The 15,403-nt window shown below is 62.8% G+C and carries 15 protein-coding genes; 5 read left to right on the top strand and 10 right to left on the bottom strand.

The window, feature by feature from the left end:
- Nucleotides 1-61: 61 nt before the first annotated feature.
- Nucleotides 62-508 (top strand): MarR family winged helix-turn-helix transcriptional regulator, encoded by a 447-nt coding sequence (locus ACEN84_RS25560; protein WP_413712139.1) that lies wholly within the window; start codon nucleotides 62-64, stop codon nucleotides 506-508.
- On the opposite strand, the gene ACEN84_RS25555 is transcribed toward ACEN84_RS25560, so the two are convergent.
- The 4 genes from ACEN84_RS25555 to ACEN84_RS25540 form a co-directional block, all read right to left on the bottom strand.
- Nucleotides 509-1,261: an RES family NAD+ phosphorylase gene (locus ACEN84_RS25555; protein WP_413712138.1), complete on the bottom strand. Its 753-nt coding sequence runs from the start codon at nucleotides 1,259-1,261 to the stop codon at nucleotides 509-511. It abuts the gene before it with no gap.
- Complete coding sequence (locus ACEN84_RS25550; protein ID WP_413712137.1) at nucleotides 1,221-1,604, bottom strand: antitoxin Xre/MbcA/ParS toxin-binding domain-containing protein; 384 nt, start codon at nucleotides 1,602-1,604, stop codon at nucleotides 1,221-1,223. The genes ACEN84_RS25555 and ACEN84_RS25550 overlap by 41 nt, the downstream gene beginning before the upstream one ends.
- A gap of 263 nt (nucleotides 1,605-1,867) precedes the next feature.
- The gene (locus ACEN84_RS25545; protein ID WP_413712136.1) at nucleotides 1,868-2,908 is read right to left on the bottom strand and encodes an Ldh family oxidoreductase; all 1,041 of its coding nucleotides are present in this window, start codon (nucleotides 2,906-2,908) and stop codon (nucleotides 1,868-1,870) included.
- 29 nt (nucleotides 2,909-2,937) lie between these two features.
- The gene (locus ACEN84_RS25540) at nucleotides 2,938-4,116 is read right to left on the bottom strand and encodes a M20 aminoacylase family protein (RefSeq protein ID WP_413712135.1); all 1,179 of its coding nucleotides are present in this window, start codon (nucleotides 4,114-4,116) and stop codon (nucleotides 2,938-2,940) included.
- 174 nt (nucleotides 4,117-4,290) lie between these two features.
- On the opposite strand from ACEN84_RS25540, the gene ACEN84_RS25535 reads away from it, so the two are divergent.
- Both ACEN84_RS25535 and ACEN84_RS25530 read left to right on the top strand, forming a co-directional pair.
- Nucleotides 4,291-4,626 (top strand): hypothetical protein, encoded by a 336-nt coding sequence (locus ACEN84_RS25535; RefSeq protein WP_413712134.1) that lies wholly within the window; start codon nucleotides 4,291-4,293, stop codon nucleotides 4,624-4,626.
- 119 nt (nucleotides 4,627-4,745) lie between these two features.
- A complete protein-coding gene (locus ACEN84_RS25530) occupies nucleotides 4,746-5,669 on the top strand; it encodes a DMT family transporter (protein WP_413712133.1) in 924 nt (307 codons plus the stop codon).
- Between the two features lie 4 nt (nucleotides 5,670-5,673).
- Here ACEN84_RS25530 and ACEN84_RS25525 read toward each other — a convergent pair whose 3' ends face one another.
- From ACEN84_RS25525 to ACEN84_RS25500, 6 genes are all read right to left on the bottom strand, one after another.
- Nucleotides 5,674-7,284, bottom strand: coding sequence for a DHA2 family efflux MFS transporter permease subunit (locus ACEN84_RS25525; protein ID WP_413712132.1), 1,611 nt, complete (start codon nucleotides 7,282-7,284; stop codon nucleotides 5,674-5,676).
- A 1-nt stretch (nucleotide 7,285) separates the two neighbouring features.
- The gene (locus ACEN84_RS25520; RefSeq protein ID WP_413712131.1) at nucleotides 7,286-8,449 is read right to left on the bottom strand and encodes an HlyD family secretion protein; all 1,164 of its coding nucleotides are present in this window, start codon (nucleotides 8,447-8,449) and stop codon (nucleotides 7,286-7,288) included.
- A 91-nt stretch (nucleotides 8,450-8,540) separates the two neighbouring features.
- A complete protein-coding gene (locus ACEN84_RS25515) occupies nucleotides 8,541-9,617 on the bottom strand; it encodes an ABC transporter ATP-binding protein (RefSeq protein WP_413712130.1) in 1,077 nt (358 codons plus the stop codon).
- 9 nt (nucleotides 9,618-9,626) lie between these two features.
- Nucleotides 9,627-10,715, bottom strand: a complete 1,089-nt coding sequence (locus tag ACEN84_RS25510; RefSeq protein ID WP_413712129.1) for a carbohydrate ABC transporter permease — start codon at nucleotides 10,713-10,715, stop codon at nucleotides 9,627-9,629.
- Entirely contained in the window at nucleotides 10,708-11,706 is a 999-nt protein-coding gene (locus ACEN84_RS25505; protein WP_413712128.1) for a carbohydrate ABC transporter permease, read from the bottom strand. The genes ACEN84_RS25510 and ACEN84_RS25505 overlap by 8 nt, the downstream gene beginning before the upstream one ends.
- Before the next feature lie 23 nt (nucleotides 11,707-11,729).
- Nucleotides 11,730-13,007 (bottom strand): ABC transporter substrate-binding protein, encoded by a 1,278-nt coding sequence (locus ACEN84_RS25500; RefSeq protein ID WP_199625744.1) that lies wholly within the window; start codon nucleotides 13,005-13,007, stop codon nucleotides 11,730-11,732.
- Between the two features lie 264 nt (nucleotides 13,008-13,271).
- On the opposite strand from ACEN84_RS25500, the gene ACEN84_RS25495 reads away from it, so the two are divergent.
- Nucleotides 13,272-14,282, top strand: a complete 1,011-nt coding sequence (locus ACEN84_RS25495) for a Gfo/Idh/MocA family protein (protein WP_413712127.1) — start codon at nucleotides 13,272-13,274, stop codon at nucleotides 14,280-14,282.
- 11 nt (nucleotides 14,283-14,293) lie between these two features.
- Nucleotides 14,294-15,388, top strand: a complete 1,095-nt coding sequence (locus ACEN84_RS25490; protein WP_413712126.1) for a Gfo/Idh/MocA family protein — start codon at nucleotides 14,294-14,296, stop codon at nucleotides 15,386-15,388.
- Nucleotides 15,389-15,403 lie beyond the last annotated feature (15 nt).

Genomic DNA, 15,403 nt, shown 5'->3' with positions numbered 1-15,403 from the left:
AGGACCGGCATTTCGTTCTGCTTCGCTTGACTAAATAGATTGATATCAATAGAAATAGATCATGTCAAATTCGGCCGAGATTCCCTATTCCACAACGCTTCTGGTGCGAGACACCTGCCTCTGCCTGCATGTTCAGCGGGCCGCGCGGGCCCTCGCCCGGCTGTTCGACGATGCACTGCGTCCTGTCGGCCTCACCAACGGGCAATTCTCGCTGATGATGTCGCTCAACCGGCCGGAGCCGCCGCCGATGGGGCCGGTCGCCAATCTGCTGGCCATGGACCAGACGACGCTGACCGCCGCCCTGAAGCCGCTGCAGCGCCGTGGATGGGTAAATGTGACGCCGAGCCCGAAAGACAAGCGCTCGCGGCTCCTGAGCCTGACGGCCGAGGGCAAATCGGCGCTCGCCGCTGCCGTGCCGATCTGGCAGAGCACGCATGCGATGCTGGAAGACAAGCTGCCTGGCGCCAATGGCGACGGGTTGCGCGCGATGCTGCTGTCGCTCTGCTGATCAGGGCGCGATGCGCGGATCGGCGCCGAAATCGGCGCGCGAGAAACCGATCCTGACCTTCGGAAATTCGCAGATCGCCTGAACGCCCGTGGCCGACAGCCGGATGCGCCAGGTCTGCCGCTCGGTGGGTTCGCGGGCGCTGAAGACGCTGGCGGTCAGCAGCGCAATATTGCGGCCATGACGGGGATCGCGCACGGATTCATAGAGGATCGCTTCGCCACCGGCAGCGCGGGCGGCTTCGGCCAGCGCCTGGCATGGCTCGTAATTCTGCAGGTCCGTCCATGCGGCGCGGTCGCGGTCGAGCGGCGGGGCCGTCAAATCGAGCGCTGCCCTGGTCGAAACCGGTGCCGAAAAGGCGGTATATTCGGCGGCATTGGCGGGCAGCGGTGTATCAGGCGAATCCGCGAAGAACAGCAGGCGGTAGAAGGCCATTTCCGACAGCGCCGTCTCGACCTTTTCCGACGCGTAGAAGACCCCGAGCGTGCGCCCTGCCCGGCGGAAGCGCGAGCCGTGCGGATAGACGGCGCTGTAGCGGAAAGGCGTCGCCAGCAGATAATCCAGCCCCTGACATTCAGGCGGCAATGCCGGCTTGCTCTCTTCCAGCAGGTTTTCGAGCAGCGACTGCTCCTCCAGCGTATCGACGAGCTTCAGCGTCGAGATCTGATGCTGCGCCTCCACCAGCCGCCAGAAGTGGCCGGAGATGGCACGCAACTCAGACGACAGCGCGGCGGGCGTCCAGATAGGCAAGGACATCGGTGAGGCCTGATATGCTGACGATCTTGTCGAGGGGCGTGGCGCCGAGCGCCGTATTGGCATTGCGCAGCCACTGCCGCGCCACCGCCTCGTCGCCGCCGACGATCGCATCGAGCGAGCGGAACAGCCGCACCAGCAGGATGGCGAGCTCGAACGGCTTGCTGTTGCGCTCCAGCAGATGATCCTGCCGCTTCATGCGCGAAACGGTAGCTTCGGAAACGCCGAGCACGGCTGACAATGTGCGCGCGCTGATGCCAAGCCGATCGGCAGCGTTGACGGCGGCTTTGGTGATGACGGCGGCTTCGGCGATCGCGCGGGTTTGATCGGGGCTTGGTACAGGCATGCGGCTATCCTTTCCTTGGAAAGAATATAGCGATTTTACTTCATATGAAAAGAGGCTCGAGTTGGTCCTCGCGCTCGCCCACGCTCCCTCACTCCTGCGACAAGCAAAGCAATGAGGGAGCGTGTGGTTGGTGGCGCGACCTGGCTCCTCACCTCGCGGCAAGCGCAAGCGTCCGCGCCTCGCATCCCTTCTCCCCTCGGAGGTCCTAAGGACGGGTCGAGACCGTTGGCTCGACCCCGGTGGGTAGGGTGAGGGGGCTCCGCTCAGCCAACAGAATCCAAACCAAGCGCCAGCTGACGATCAAGCTGCTCGATCTCGGGCTTGGTCAGCACAATCCCCTCGGCAAGCGACTTCACGCGTGCCGTATACCGCCGCTGCGACGGAAGCCGAGCGCCCTGGCCGGCGATGGCTTCGAAGAGCAGTTCGGCGCGGGCGAAGGGATCACCGGCGCGGCCGGCCGCGAAGGCCTTCGGCGAGAAGGCAAGCACCAGTTCGCCGTGGCGTGGGGCGAGCGTCGTGGTGCCGAGATAATCGAGGACCTCGGGGCTGGTGAGGTCGCCGATCATGATGCCGGCGAGCAGTTCGACCATCGTGCTGATCGCCGAGCCCTTGTGGCCGCCGAAGGGCAGCATGGCGCCTGCAAGTGCAGCTTCCGGCTCGATGGTCGGCTCGCCGTTGGCGTCGATCGCCCAGCCCTCGGGCAGTTTCTTTCCGGCGCGGCGATGCAGCTCGATTTCGCCGCGAGCGGCGACCGAGGTGGCGAAGTCGTAGACGTAAGGCGTCTTGTCGGGGCGCGGCCAGCCGAAGGCGAGCGGGTTGGTGCCGAGCAGTGGTTTATTGCCGCCTGCCGGTGCGACGGTCGCATAGCTTGGGCACATGACGATGGCGGCGAGACCTTCGGCGGCGACCGCCTCGACCTCCGGCCAGAGCGCTGAGAAATGCGTGCAGTCGTTGATGACGAGGGCCGCAAGACCGGAGGTGCGGGCGCGCTCGGCAAGCAGCGGCAGGCCGAGTTCGAAAGCCGGATTGGCAAAGCCGCCTTTGGCATTGACCTTGACGATTGCCGACTGCTCCGGCTGCGGCTCGACTTCGGGCACTGCATCCGGCGTCACCTTGCCCGCCTTGATGGTGCGCAGCACACCTTCGATACGGTAGATGCCGTGCGATTTGCAGGCATCGCGCTCGCCCGCGGTGATCACCCGGGTGACGGCCGCTGCCTGGATGGCATTCATCCCGGCCTTGCGGAAAATCGCCACGACGCGGGCTTCGAGCTCGGCGAGCGTCAATGTGGAAGTGTCGGTCATCTCTGTGTCCTGTTTCTCGGCGGGCCGGATTATTTCGCTGTGGGCGCCAGCTGCTGCGCGACCAGCGCCAGCCAGTAATTGACGCCGTGAATGATCGCGTCATCGTTGAAATCATAGGCCGGGTTGTGCAGGTCGGCGCTGTCGCCGTTGCCGAGCCAGATGAAGGCGCCGGGCCGCTTCTCCAGCATGTACGAGAAATCTTCCGAACCCATGGTCGGCGGATAGTTGTCGTCGACGCGGCCGTCGCCGGCAACGCGGCGGGCGGCCGATACGGCGACCTTGGTCTTCTCGGCATCGTTGACGGTCACAGGGTAGCCCGGGCGCCAGTCGATCTCGGCCTCGGCGGCGAAGGCCTTGGCGGTCATGGTGACCACGTCGCGGAAGCGGGCCTCGACGGCTTTGCGGGTCTTCGGCTGCATGGTGCGGATCGTGCCGCCGATCTTGACGGCGGGCGGGATGACGTTCAGCGCCCGGTCGCTGCCGCCGTTGACATAGGTGATCGACACGACAACCGGATCGAAGGGATCGGTGAAGCGCGAGGCGATCGACTGCAGCGCGGAAATCATATGCGCCATGACGACCACGGGGTCGTGGCTGAGATGCGGAGAGGCGGCATGACCACCCTTGCCGTTGATGGTGATGACGAAGCGGTCGCCGCCGGCCATCAGCGGGCCGCTGCGGATCGCAAAGGAACCGACCGCGAGACCCGGCTCATTATGCATGCCATAGACTTCCTCGATGCCGAAGCGCTCGAGCACGCCTTCCTCGATCATCACCCGGCCGCCGCCGCCGCCTTCTTCAGCCGGCTGGAAGATCAGGACGGCCTTGCCGGCGAAATCGCGGTTGGCGGCGAGATGCTTGGCGGTCGCAAGCAGCATGGCGGTATGCCCGTCATGGCCGCAGGCATGCATCATGTTCTCGACCTTGGAGGCATAGGGCAGGTTCGTCTGCTCCGACATCGGCAGGGCGTCCATATCGCAGCGGAGCGCAATCGTCTTTCCCGCGCCGCGCGAACCGTTGATGACAGCAACGACGCCGGATGTGGCGAGCCCGGTCACCACTTCATCGCAGCCGAATTCCTTCAGCTTCTCGGTCACGAGCGCCGATGTCTTCGGCAGATCGAAAAGCAGCTCCGGGTGCTGGTGGATGGTGCGGCGCCATCCCTTGGCTTCTTCGGCAAGGGCGGCGAGGGTGGAATCGGGCGTCATGGGAGCCTCCGGAAACGCATTGGCCTTCAACTGGGTAACGGCATAGCCCGCCACCGGGCCGTTTTCCACAGTGCAGTCGTTCCAGCCCGGACTTTTTCACCGTTTCACCCAATTGGGGGCGGTAGAATCGCGACGAATATCCGATTATACTGCAATCAGTAGACGGGGAATTTGATGTATCGCGAAGAAACAATTCCTGCACTTGTCATAAAGCTTGTGTCGGTTGCCAATAAAGTCACTGATCTTTCCGATGTCGGGAAGCGAGACCTGGTGCAGGATACGGTCCTCAAGGTCGAGAACATCTGTGAATTGCTTGGCGGCGGCCATGACAATCTGCGCGTGATCGCGGATGAGTTGTGGGGTGCCGTCTTCGAACTTGGTGCCGGCAAAAGCACCGATGCACAGCTGAGAACCGCGCTTCTGGGGCTCGCCGCCGCCGCTGCCGATCTCCACAGCAGCGCCAAACCCGTTCCCGCGACGTCCCCCACGCCGCAGCGAACCATCCACTGATCCATCCCCAAACTCTCTTCGCGCGAATTAGCATCATCGAACGCTTGACATCGCTGCGGTTAAGGACGAAGCCGCATTCGGCGCCGATTGCGCCGGCATAGCGGGGCAATGCAGGAAAAATGAAACCGAGTTCAGCGACGGCGGCAGCCGGAAACGTCATCATGACAGGCATCGTCTTCATGCTGATCGGCGATATGCTTTTCGCGCTGAACGATGCGATGGGCAAATGGCTGGTGGCGAGCTTCGCGGTCGGCCAGGTGCTTGTCATTCGCTCCGTCGGCGCCTTCATCGTGCTTGGGCCGATGATTGCCCGCCAGGGGCCGGGCGCGCTGTTCCGGGTCGAGCGGAAACCGCTCCATCTGATGCGGGTGCTGATGACCACCTGCGATGTCGGCCTCTTTTATGCGGCGGTCGCCTATCTGCCGCTTGCCGATGTCATGACCTTCTATATGGCCGGGCCGATCTACGTTGCGGCGCTGTCGCATTTCTTCCTGGGCGAAAAGATCGGCTGGCGGCGCTGGCTCGCGGTGTTCGTCGGCTTTGTCGGCGTCATCATTGCGCTGCGTCCCTCCTCGGCGATGCTGTCGCTGCCGTCGCTCTTCGGCCTGGCCGGCAGTCTCTCCTTCGCGCTGACGCTCGTCATGAACCGCTATCTGCGCTCTACCAGCGACACGACGCTGGTGACCTGGCAGACACTTGCGGCGCTGGCGACCGGTATCGCCGTGGTGCTCCTGACCGGCGACTGGCGGCAGGCGAGCATGATCGACTGGGGCGGCATGCTGCTTCTCGGTGTCGTTGCCACCTGCGCGCATCTGCTGATTACCCGGGCGCTGAAACTCGCGCCCGCTTCGCTTCTCGCACCGCTGCAATATACGCTGCTGCTCTGGGCGATCGTGCTTGGCTATGTCTTCTTCAGCGACGTGCCGGATGCGCAGATCATCGTCGGCGCTGTCATCATCGTGTTTGCGGGCCTCTTCATCTTCCACCGCAAGAACCTGAAAGAGACAGTCCCCGAGGAAGCGGTCCCGGTCGACGGCCACTGAACTTTTAGTGGCCGCCGGGCGCAGCGCCGTGTTTCAGGTCGATGCGCCGCAGGATCAGCGCCAGCGGCACCATCAGCGCCGAGATCACCATCAGCACATGGAAGACGTCGATATAGGCGAGATAGCTCGCCTGCGTCTGCACCTGCGTGCCGATCCAGCCTGTCGCCTGCGCCTGCGCGTCGAGCAGGCTTGAGCCGCGGTCGGTGAAGAACTGGGTCGCCTGGTTGAAGGCATTGGTATAGCCGGGATCCGACGGGATCACGTGCTCCACGAGCCGGCTCTGATGCCATTGTTCGCGATGCGCCAGCACGTTCGAGGCGATCGACACGCCGATCGAGCCGCCGGTATTGCGCGCCGCATTGATCAGCGCCGAGGCCTGGTCGGTCTGGTCGGGGCGCAGGCCATCATAGGAGGCCGCGGTGATCGGGATGAAGATCAGCGGCAGGCCGAGGCCGAGATAGAGACGCGACCAGACGAAGAAGCCGAAGTTCAGGTCGGCGTTCAGCCGCGTCATGTCCCACATGGCAAGCGCGATGATGCCCATGCCGATGGCGATCAGATATTTCGGCTGGAACATGCCGGTCAGGCGGCCGGCCGCAAACATCATTGCCATCGTCACCAGCCCGCCCGGAGACAGCGCCAGACCGGCCCAGGTCGCGGTGTAGCCGTAGTTGGTCTGCAGCACCTGCGGCACGAACTGCGTGGTGGCGATCAGGATCGCGCCCGTCGCCAGCATGACGATGACGCAGGCGCCGAACTGGCGGCTTGCCAGCAGACGGACGTCGATCACCGGGTTCGATTTCGTCAGCAGCCAGGGAATGGCAAGCAGAAGCGCGAGCGCCGAAATCGCCGATACGACGATGATGAAATTGGAGCCGAACCAGTCCTCCGTCTGGCCACGGTCGAGAACCAGCTCCAGCGCGCCGAGGAAGGTGGCTACGAGCAGGAAGCCGGTGATGTCGAAACGCGTCCCCTTCCTGCGCATCTCGGCGCGTTCCTTCCTCAGCGTCTCAGGCTCCTTCACCAGCATGTAGACGAGGATGAAGGCGAAGACGCCGACTGGGCCGTTAATCAGGAAACACCAGTGCCAGGAGAAATTGTCGGAGAGATAGCCGCCAAGCGTCGGGCCAATGACAGGCGCGACGACGACGGCGACACCGAACATCGCAAAGGCCTGGCCGCGTTTGGCGGGTGGGAAGGAGTCGGCGAGGATGGACTGCGAGATCGGCACCATGCCGCCGCCGGCAAAGCCCTGGATCATCCGGAAGACCAGAAGGGATTGGAGGTTCCAGGCAAGGCCGCAGCAGATCGAGGCGACCGTGAATGTCGCGAGGCAGAGCAGATAGAAGCGCCGCCGCCCGTAGCGCTTGGCGATGAAACTTGAGGCAACCAGAATGATCGCGTTCGAGACGAGATAGGTGGTGACGACCCAGGAGGCCTCGTCGGCGCTGACGGCCAGTCCGCCGGAGATGTAGCGCAGCGCCACGTTGGCGATCGTCGTGTCGAGCACTTCCATGAAGGTCGCGAGCGACACGACCATCGCGATGAGCCATGGGTTCGAGGTGCCGGACGCAGCTTTTGGTGCGCCTCCGGCCGTGGTTGCTGCGCCGCTCATCTCAGTTCCTCGGCTGCACCGTCACCGTCGGGATCACCGACATGCCGGGGCCGATGGCGATATCCTTCGGCCAGTTGTCGACCACGATCTTGACCGGCACGCGCTGGGTGACCTTCACGTAGTTGCCCGTCGCGTTCTCGGCCGGAAGCAGCGAGAAGGCGGTGCCGGAGCCGGGCTGCACGGAATCGATCTTTCCCTTCAGCACATGGTCCGGATAGGCATCGATCGTCACATCGACCGGCTGTCCCGGACGCATGTCGGTCAGCTGGGTTTCCTTGAAATTGGCGGTCACCCAGATTTCGTCCGGCACGAACATCGAGATCGCCTGACCGGCCTGCACATATTGGCCCTTGGATCCGCTGAGCTTGACGACGCGGCCCGGCTGGGCGGCGGTGATCGTCGTATAGTCGAGGTTCTGCTGTGCGGCTTCGGCCTGCGCCTCGGCCTGATGCAGGCTGGCGATAGCGCTTGCCTTCTGCGCCTCGGCCGCGGCCTGGTTCTTGACGGCCGAGGTCACGCTTGCCTGCGACTGGGCATAGCTCGCCTGGCCCTGGCGGAGCGTCGATGCGGCCTGTTGGGCCGCCTGTTCGGAGCCCGCGCCGCTTTTCACCAGCTGCTGCTGGCGGTCGTTCTCGTCCTTGGCATATTGGAGGGCCGCAGCCGCCGATGTCTGCTGCGCCTTCGCCTCGTCGATCGCCGCACCCGCAGCCGCAATCTGCGCATCGGCGCTCGCGACTGCCGCCTTGGCAACGCCGATCTGCCCGTTCGCCTGATCCAGCGCGATCTGGTAGTCGCGCGGATCGATCTTGGCGATCACCGCACCAGCATCGACATGCTGGTTATCGGAGACCGGAACATCCGCCACATAACCGGAAATCTTGGCCGCAACCGAGAAACTGCGCGCATCGATAAAGGCGTCGTCGGTGCTTTCATAGGGATGGAAATAGATGAGCCAGACGAAATAGCCGATCACGGCAACGGCAATGATCGCGACGACGATCAGCAGCGTTGCCAGCGGATGGCGGCGGATGATCGACGGCTTCTTCTCTTCCGTCTCGTCCCGCTGCTCTGCTTCGGGACTTGCCGTCTGCGGGCTCGCGCCCTTCCCCGTCTCCACGCGTTCGTCTTCATCCAGTTGCGGTGTCTTGCGCTTGGTCTGGGTCACGGCGGCTCTCGTTCATGAGGGAGGAACAGCCGGGAGAACGCGTCAGATCTGCTTTCTGTTCCTCGCCAAAACGCCGCGGCCTTTGAGCTGGCTATTGCGTGTCGATGCGCAATCCCTGCTCGTCGAAAAGGTGCCAATGGCCGGCCCGTGGTGCGATCTTCAGTGTATCGCCGCGCTCGACCCGGCTCTGCCCCTGCTGGTGCACGAGGATCGGCTCTCCGTTCTGCAAGGTGCAATGCAGATAGCTGTTGGCGCCATGCTGTTCTGCGACGGTCAGGTTCGCCGGCCAGCCGGTGTCGCCGACGATGATGTCCTCCGGGCGGATGCCGAGCGTCGCCTTGGCGCCGACGGGAAGGTCGATCCCGAGCGGCAGCGTTAGCGGAGGAAGGCCATTGCCCTCGAAAGTGACGGAGCCGCTGCCTGAAGCGGTGATCTGGCCGTCGATCAAGTTCATGCGCGGCGAGCCGATAAAGCCGGCGACGAAGGTGTTGCGCGGCTTGTTGTAGAGCTCAAGCGGCGCGCCGACCTGTTCGACCACGCCCTTGCGCAGAACGACGATCTTGTCGGCCATGGTCATGGCCTCGATCTGATCGTGCGTCACATAGATCATCGTGTTGCCGAGGCGCTCGTGCAGCTTGGTGATCTCGACGCGCATCAGCACGCGCAGCTCGGCATCGAGGTTGGAAAGCGGCTCGTCGAAGAGGAAGATCTTCGGATCACGGGTGATCGCCCGGCCGATCGCGACGCGCTGGCGCTGGCCGCCGGAAAGCTGACGCGGCCGGCGCTCCAGCAGCGCATCGATCTGCAGCAGTCGCCCTGCGGCCTCGACGCGCTTGTTGATCTCCTCCTTCGGCATGTGGATGTTTTCAAGCCCGAAGCTCAGGTTCTGGCGCACCGTCATGTGCGGATAGAGCGCATAGGATTGAAACACCATGGCGACACCGCGGTCGGCCGCCGGCGTGTCGATAACGCTGCCGCCGTCGATGCGGATATCGCCCCCCGTCGTCTCCTCAAGGCCGGCGATCATCCGTAGCAAGGTCGACTTGCCGCAGCCCGACGGTCCGACGAAGACGACGAATTCGCCGTCCTTGATATCGAGGTTGATGCTCGGGATCACCTCCAGCGCACCAAAGGATTTCCTGACATTTTCGAGAACGAGATTGGCCATGGATAAAACTCACTTGATGCCTGTGGAAGCGATGCCCGTGGTGATGTAGCGCTGCAGGAAGATGAAGGCGCAGGCGAGCGGCAGCGCCGTCAGCGTCGTCATGGCGAGCAGCATGTCGTAGCGCACCTCGAATTCGCTCTGGAAGGAATTGAGAGCGAGCTGCAGCGTGTAGACCTCGCGCTTGTTGAGGACGACGAGCGGCAGCAGGAAGTCGTTCCAGCGCGACAGGATCGAGAAGATCGCGACAACGGCAAGCGCCGGCGACGACAGCGGCAGGACGATGCGCCAGAAAATCCGCCATTCGCTGGCGTGGTCCATGCGGGCGGCCTCGATCAGTTCGTCCGGGATCGTCAGCATATACTGGCGCAGCAGGAAAACCCCGGTCGGTGTCGCCACGGTCGGCAGGATCACGCCCCAGAGATTGCCGACGAGACCGAGCTCGGAGACGATCAGATAGGTCGGAACGAGCACGACAGTCGCCGGGATCATCAGCGTCGAGAGGATCGAGACGAGCGCAACGTTGCTGCCGGCGAAACGGTATTTCGACAGCGCGAAGGCCGCCATCGAGTTCATGATCAGCGTGATGATCGTCGCCACGACGGTGATGAACAGGCTGTTATAGACATAGAGGCCGATCGCCTGGCCGGAGCTCGCGACAAGGTTCGTATAATTCTCGGTTGCGAGGCGCAACTTTCGGACAGGCACAGCATCCGTCACCGCGATCGTGACCCGGCCGGCGGCCGGATTGTCGGGGTCGATCATCTGGGCGTTCTTACCGACACGGCGGATCTGCGCCAGACGATCCTTGCTGCCGTCCTTCATCGTCACGTCGAAGAGCGGCAGCGGCTGGTCGAAGCCTTCGACCGTGACCGTCTCGCTCGCATAGGGCAGGATGCTCGGCGGAAATTCCTGCAGGCTCGATTGCGTCTTGAATGACGACAGCACCATCCAGGCAACCGGCGTGAACATGATCAGCAGGCCAAGTACGAGGAAGCCGTAAGTCAGCCAGTCGCTGAAATCGAGCCGCTTGCGGCCGCGGCGTGCGAAAAGCAGGCTGCGGGCCGATGTTTCGGACTTGGACAGGGCAGCATCAGCCATTCTGCGAACCTTTCGACAAGCGGAGCTGGATGCCCGTGAAGATCAGGAGCACGACACCGAGCAGCAGCGATGCCGCGGCGGCCAGTCCGAAATTGCGCGGCTGCACCGCAAAGCCGACCTCGTAGATATATTGAACGATCAGCATGGTCGCCGATCCCGGGCCGCCGCCGGTCAGCACATAGAGCTCGTCGAAGGTCTGCACCGAGCGGATGACGCAGAGCACGAAGACGACGAGGAGAACGGGCTTGAGAAGCGGAAGGGTGATGCGGGTGAAGACGCGCCAGTTGGTAGCAGAGTCCATTTTGGCCGCCTCGTAGACGTCACGCGGGATCGATTGCAGTCCGGCCAGCAGGATGATCGTATAGAAGCCCATATGCGCCCAGACGGTGACGAAGACCGACCAGAAGAAGGCCGTGTTCGGAAAGACCAGCCAGTTGACCGGGGACAGCCCGGCCCAGATCAGGATGCCGTTCAGCGCGCCATTGCGCTGCAGGATCCATTGCCAGGTCAGCGCCACGACGACGGGTGACAGCATTACGGGAAAGAAGAAGACGGCACGGAAGAACCCGCGCCCGCGGATTTCCCGGTTGAGGCAGACGGCGGCGAGCAGCGCCACCCCGATCATGCAGATGACCTGGATCGGCACGAAGACCAGGCTGTTGCCGACCGCTCGCCAGAAGAGATCGGTCGTGCAGCTCGATGCATCGAGATAATTGCCGCAATCGAACAGCGTCTCGTAGTTGAAGCCGCCGATATAGGGGCGTTCGCTTGGATAGAGCCGGTCGCTGCCGGTGACGGAATAATAGACGTTGATGGCGACGGGCAGCAGCGAGAAGAGGGTCACCGCCAGGAGGTTCGGGATGAGGAAGACCCATGGCATCCGCTTGATACCGAGGAGCTTCTGCAGCCCGGTCATCACGGGCTCCACAATCCGTGCCGGCAGCATTGCGATGCCGCCGGTGGTGTTTGCGAATTGGGCCTTTATGCCCATGCTCGTCTCCTTCGGGTCTGGGCTTATTGACCAGCGGCCTTGATGGCTGTCTCGACATCCTGCTTGACGCGGGCAAGAGCCGTGTCGACGTCAAGTTCGCCGTTCAGCACCTGGCTGATGCGTGTCGTCATCGCGTTCATCATGGCGCGCTGATAGCGCCAGCCCTGGAAGCGGTAGGCGGCAGGCGCCATCTTCGGGATCTGGCCGATATAGGTCGCAAGCGATTCCTGCGTGCGCTTCGACGCACCCGGATATTGCACGCCGCCCTCGATCAGCGACTTCGCTGCGGGGATCTCGACCGCTGCCGAGACGATCTCGGCATTGTTCTTCGATTGCGCCAGATAGTCGATGAACTTGCCGACGGCTTCGGGGTTCTTGGTATGCTTGAAGCCGACAAGCGCGCCGCCGCCGGGCATCACGGTGCAGGACGACGGGCCGCAGGGGGCTGGCGCCACTTCCCAATCGAAGAGGTCGCCCACTTCCCGGTCCATCTGGCTGAGCGTCCAGGAGCCGCCGAAGTAGAGCACGGTCTTGGCGTTCAGGAAGTCGGAGAACAACTCGCGGTGCGTTGCGCCGCCGACGGCACCCCAGAGGTCCATCGGCATCGTGCCGTCCTTGTGCCAGGCAACGAATTGCTCGACGGCATCCTTCAGGCCCTTGTCGATGACCGGCTGACCCTTGTCGTCGACGAGTTCGGCGCCGTAGCTGATTGCCAGGCTGGCGAAGCGATGGCCGGAACGGTCCATTTCCATCGCGAATTCGGTATTGGTGGCCTTTGCGACCTTGCGGGTGGCATCCGCCCACTCGGCCCAGGTCGCTCCCTCCTTCGGCACGGGCACGCCTGCCTGTTCGAACAGCGTCAGGTTCACATAGGCGCCGTTCACCGTCAGCGTCGTCGGCATGCCGTTGATCGCCTTGCCGTTCGGATCGAGACCGCGCAGCCATTGAAGCGTCTGGTGATATTCCTTGTCGAAATTCGCGGCATCGACATAGGGCGTGAGATCGAGATAGTAGCGGCTGAGGCCGCCGAGATCGGTGATGATAGCGGCATCCGGTCCCTGGCCGGATTCCAGCTGCACCGGCAGGCTCTCGACCAGCGACTGGTAGGGCACGACCTCCAGTTTCACCTTGATGCCTGAATTTTCCTGCTCGAAGCGTTTGACGACCGGTTCCATGGTCGGGCAGCCGAAGCCGAGGTCGTCGCAGAAGACTGTGATTTCCTGCGCCCGGGCAATACCCGTCAGCGCCGTGGCTGCAAGCAGCGCAGACGCTGCCCACAGGCCAATGCGGGTGAGTTTCATATTCAAGCTCCTCCAGCGATCGCGGCTAAGGGCCTCCCGCCCAGTCAGGCGATCTGTCTAAAACATGTCTGGTCTTACCAGATTGTCAACCGCCTTTCGGAAAGAAATTTCTAAAAGCCTGATACACGCCGGTATGCGCCGCATTTGTCGCATATGGCGCGCAAAAACATTCTTGACAGCTGTGGGGTTTGAGTATCTGGTTTGACCAGATTGAGGAGAAGAGAGGCCGCGCTCCCACGGTCTTTGCAGGAGGAATATACCAAAATGTTGAGATTTGCCGTCGTCGGGATCGACCATGGGCATACGTTCGATCACGTGAAGGGATTGCTTGCGGCGGGTGGGGAGTTTGTCGGCTATTGCCCGAAAACTTCGGTCCCGGCGCTGCTCGATAATTTCAAGAAAACCTATCCGGATACGCCGCAGATTGATCGCGAGGCGCTGTTTGCCGATCCGTCCATCAATGTCATCTGCATCGCCGCGATCCCGCGCGATCGCGCCGGTCTGGCGATCCGCGCCATGAAGGCCGGCAAGGATGTGATGACCGACAAGCCTGGCGTCACCACTTTCGCACAGCTGGAAGAGGTTAAGAAGACCGTTGCCGAGACCGGCCGTATCTTCTCGATCTGCTTCTCGGAGCGCCATTGCGTGCGTTCCGCCGTCAAGGCGGGCAAGCTCGTCAAGGAAGGTGCGGTCGGAAGAGTCATCCAGACGATCGGCATGGGGCCGCACAAGCTGCAGCTGCCGACCCGGCCGGACTGGTTCTTCGATCCCGAAGCTTTCGGCGGCATCATCGTCGACATCGCGTCGCACCAAGTCGATCAGTTCCTGTTCTATACCGGCTCGACCACGGGCGAGGTCGTCGCGAGCTCCATCGGCAATTTCGGCATGCCGGAAAAGCCGAAGTTCGAGGATTTCGGCGAGGTGTTGCTGCGCTCGGATCGCGGTTCCGGTTATGTCCGCGTCGACTGGTTCACCCCCGAAGGTCTCGGCACTTGGGGTGACGGGCGCCTGACCATTCTCGGCACCGAAGGCTATATCGAGCTGCGCAAGTACATCGATATTTCCGGCCGTCCCGGCAAGGACCACCTGTTCTTGGTCAACGGCACGGAAAACAGGCACATCGATTGCAGCGACGAAAAGCTCGATTACTTCGACGCCTTCACCGCCGACGTTCGCGACCGCTCCGAAACGGCGATGACCCAGGCGCATGTCTATGAGGTCTGCCGCCTTTCGCTGGAAGCGCAGACCAAGGCCGTCCGGCTCGGCGGACGCTAGGAGGAGATATCATGACCAAGAAATTGCGCGTTGGCGTCATCGGCGCCGGTATCGCCGCCCGCCACATGATCGGCTACGACTGGAACAAGGATCTCTTCGAGGTTCCCGTTCTCTGCTCTCTCGATGAAGATCGCGGCCGCGAATTGTGCGCCAAGCACGGCATCCCCGAATATACGCAGAATGCCGACGAGCTCTTCGCCCGCGACGATCTCGACATCATCGACGTCTCGACCCCGCCGGATTCGCATTTCGAGCTCTGCAAGAAGGGTATCGAGTTAGGCAAGCATGTCATCTGCGAGAAGCCGCTTTTCGGCTCGATTGCCGATGTCGATGAGATGAGCCGCATTGTCGCCCGCTCGGGCAAGAAGCTGATGCCGATCTTCCAGTATCGCTATGGATCCGGCCTGCAGAAGCTGAAGCGGCTGATCGAACTCGGCCTGACCGGCCGCCCGTTCATGACGACGATCGAGACCCATTGGTGGCGCGGTCCCGCCTATTACGAAGTTCCGTGGCGCGGCAAGTGGAAGAGTGAACTCGGCGGCGGCCTTCTCGGACACGCGATCCACGCCCATGACATGCTGAACTACGTGCATGGCGCCTGCGCTGAAGTTTTCGCCTATGGCGCGACGCTGGTGAACAAGATCGAGGTCGAGGACACGATGGCGCTTGCCGTCAAGATGCAGAACGGCTCGCTGGCAACGCTGTCGATGACGCTCGGTTCCCGCAAGGAGATCTCGCGCCTGCGTTTCTGCTTCCACGATCTCGTTGCCGAAAGCATCCTTGAGCCCTACACGATGGGCCGCGATCCCTGGACCTTCATCGCCGGGACCGAAGAGCACCAGAAGCGGGTCGATGACGCGCTTGCCGGCTATGAGCCGACGGAAGACGGCTACACCCGCCAGTTCGAGCTCTTCCATCAGGCAATCATCGACGGCAAGGAGCCGCCGGTGACGCTGCAGGATGCGCGCAATTCGCTGGAACTCGTCAGCGCTGCCTATTATTCGCAGCGCACCGGCAAACCGACGCCGATGCCGATCACGGCGGAGCACCCGCTCTACCGGTCGTGGCTGCCCGAAGAAGAGCGCCGCATGGCCGCCAGCGCCTGAGGCTGGTTATCGAAA

The organism is Rhizobium sp. Rhizsp82, from assembly GCF_047325115.1.
GTDB lineage: Bacteria > Pseudomonadota > Alphaproteobacteria > Rhizobiales > Rhizobiaceae > Rhizobium.
Note: the sequence above shows the minus strand (reverse complement) of the source record. Positions and strands in the feature narration are given on the sequence as shown.

Excerpts from the sequence above, each read along its gene's own strand:
- ACEN84_RS25560 (WP_413712139.1), top strand. The coding sequence starts at position 62 with ATGTCAAATTCGGCCGAGATTCCCTATTCCACAACGCTTCTGGTGCGA.
- ACEN84_RS25555 (WP_413712138.1), bottom strand. The coding sequence starts at position 1,261 with ATGTCCTTGCCTATCTGGACGCCCGCCGCGCTGTCGTCTGAGTTGCGT.
- ACEN84_RS25550 (WP_413712137.1), bottom strand. The coding sequence starts at position 1,604 with ATGCCTGTACCAAGCCCCGATCAAACCCGCGCGATCGCCGAAGCCGCC.
- ACEN84_RS25545 (WP_413712136.1), bottom strand. The coding sequence starts at position 2,908 with ATGACCGACACTTCCACATTGACGCTCGCCGAGCTCGAAGCCCGCGTC.
- ACEN84_RS25540 (WP_413712135.1), bottom strand. The coding sequence starts at position 4,116 with ATGACGCCCGATTCCACCCTCGCCGCCCTTGCCGAAGAAGCCAAGGGA.
- ACEN84_RS25535 (WP_413712134.1), top strand. The coding sequence starts at position 4,291 with ATGTATCGCGAAGAAACAATTCCTGCACTTGTCATAAAGCTTGTGTCG.
- ACEN84_RS25530 (WP_413712133.1), top strand. The coding sequence starts at position 4,746 with ATGAAACCGAGTTCAGCGACGGCGGCAGCCGGAAACGTCATCATGACA.
- ACEN84_RS25525 (WP_413712132.1), bottom strand. The coding sequence starts at position 7,284 with ATGAGCGGCGCAGCAACCACGGCCGGAGGCGCACCAAAAGCTGCGTCC.
- ACEN84_RS25515 (WP_413712130.1), bottom strand. The coding sequence starts at position 9,617 with ATGGCCAATCTCGTTCTCGAAAATGTCAGGAAATCCTTTGGTGCGCTG.
- ACEN84_RS25510 (WP_413712129.1), bottom strand. The coding sequence starts at position 10,715 with ATGGCTGATGCTGCCCTGTCCAAGTCCGAAACATCGGCCCGCAGCCTG.
- ACEN84_RS25505 (WP_413712128.1), bottom strand. The coding sequence starts at position 11,706 with ATGGGCATAAAGGCCCAATTCGCAAACACCACCGGCGGCATCGCAATG.
- ACEN84_RS25500 (WP_199625744.1), bottom strand. The coding sequence starts at position 13,007 with ATGAAACTCACCCGCATTGGCCTGTGGGCAGCGTCTGCGCTGCTTGCA.
- ACEN84_RS25495 (WP_413712127.1), top strand. The coding sequence starts at position 13,272 with ATGTTGAGATTTGCCGTCGTCGGGATCGACCATGGGCATACGTTCGAT.
- ACEN84_RS25490 (WP_413712126.1), top strand. The coding sequence starts at position 14,294 with ATGACCAAGAAATTGCGCGTTGGCGTCATCGGCGCCGGTATCGCCGCC.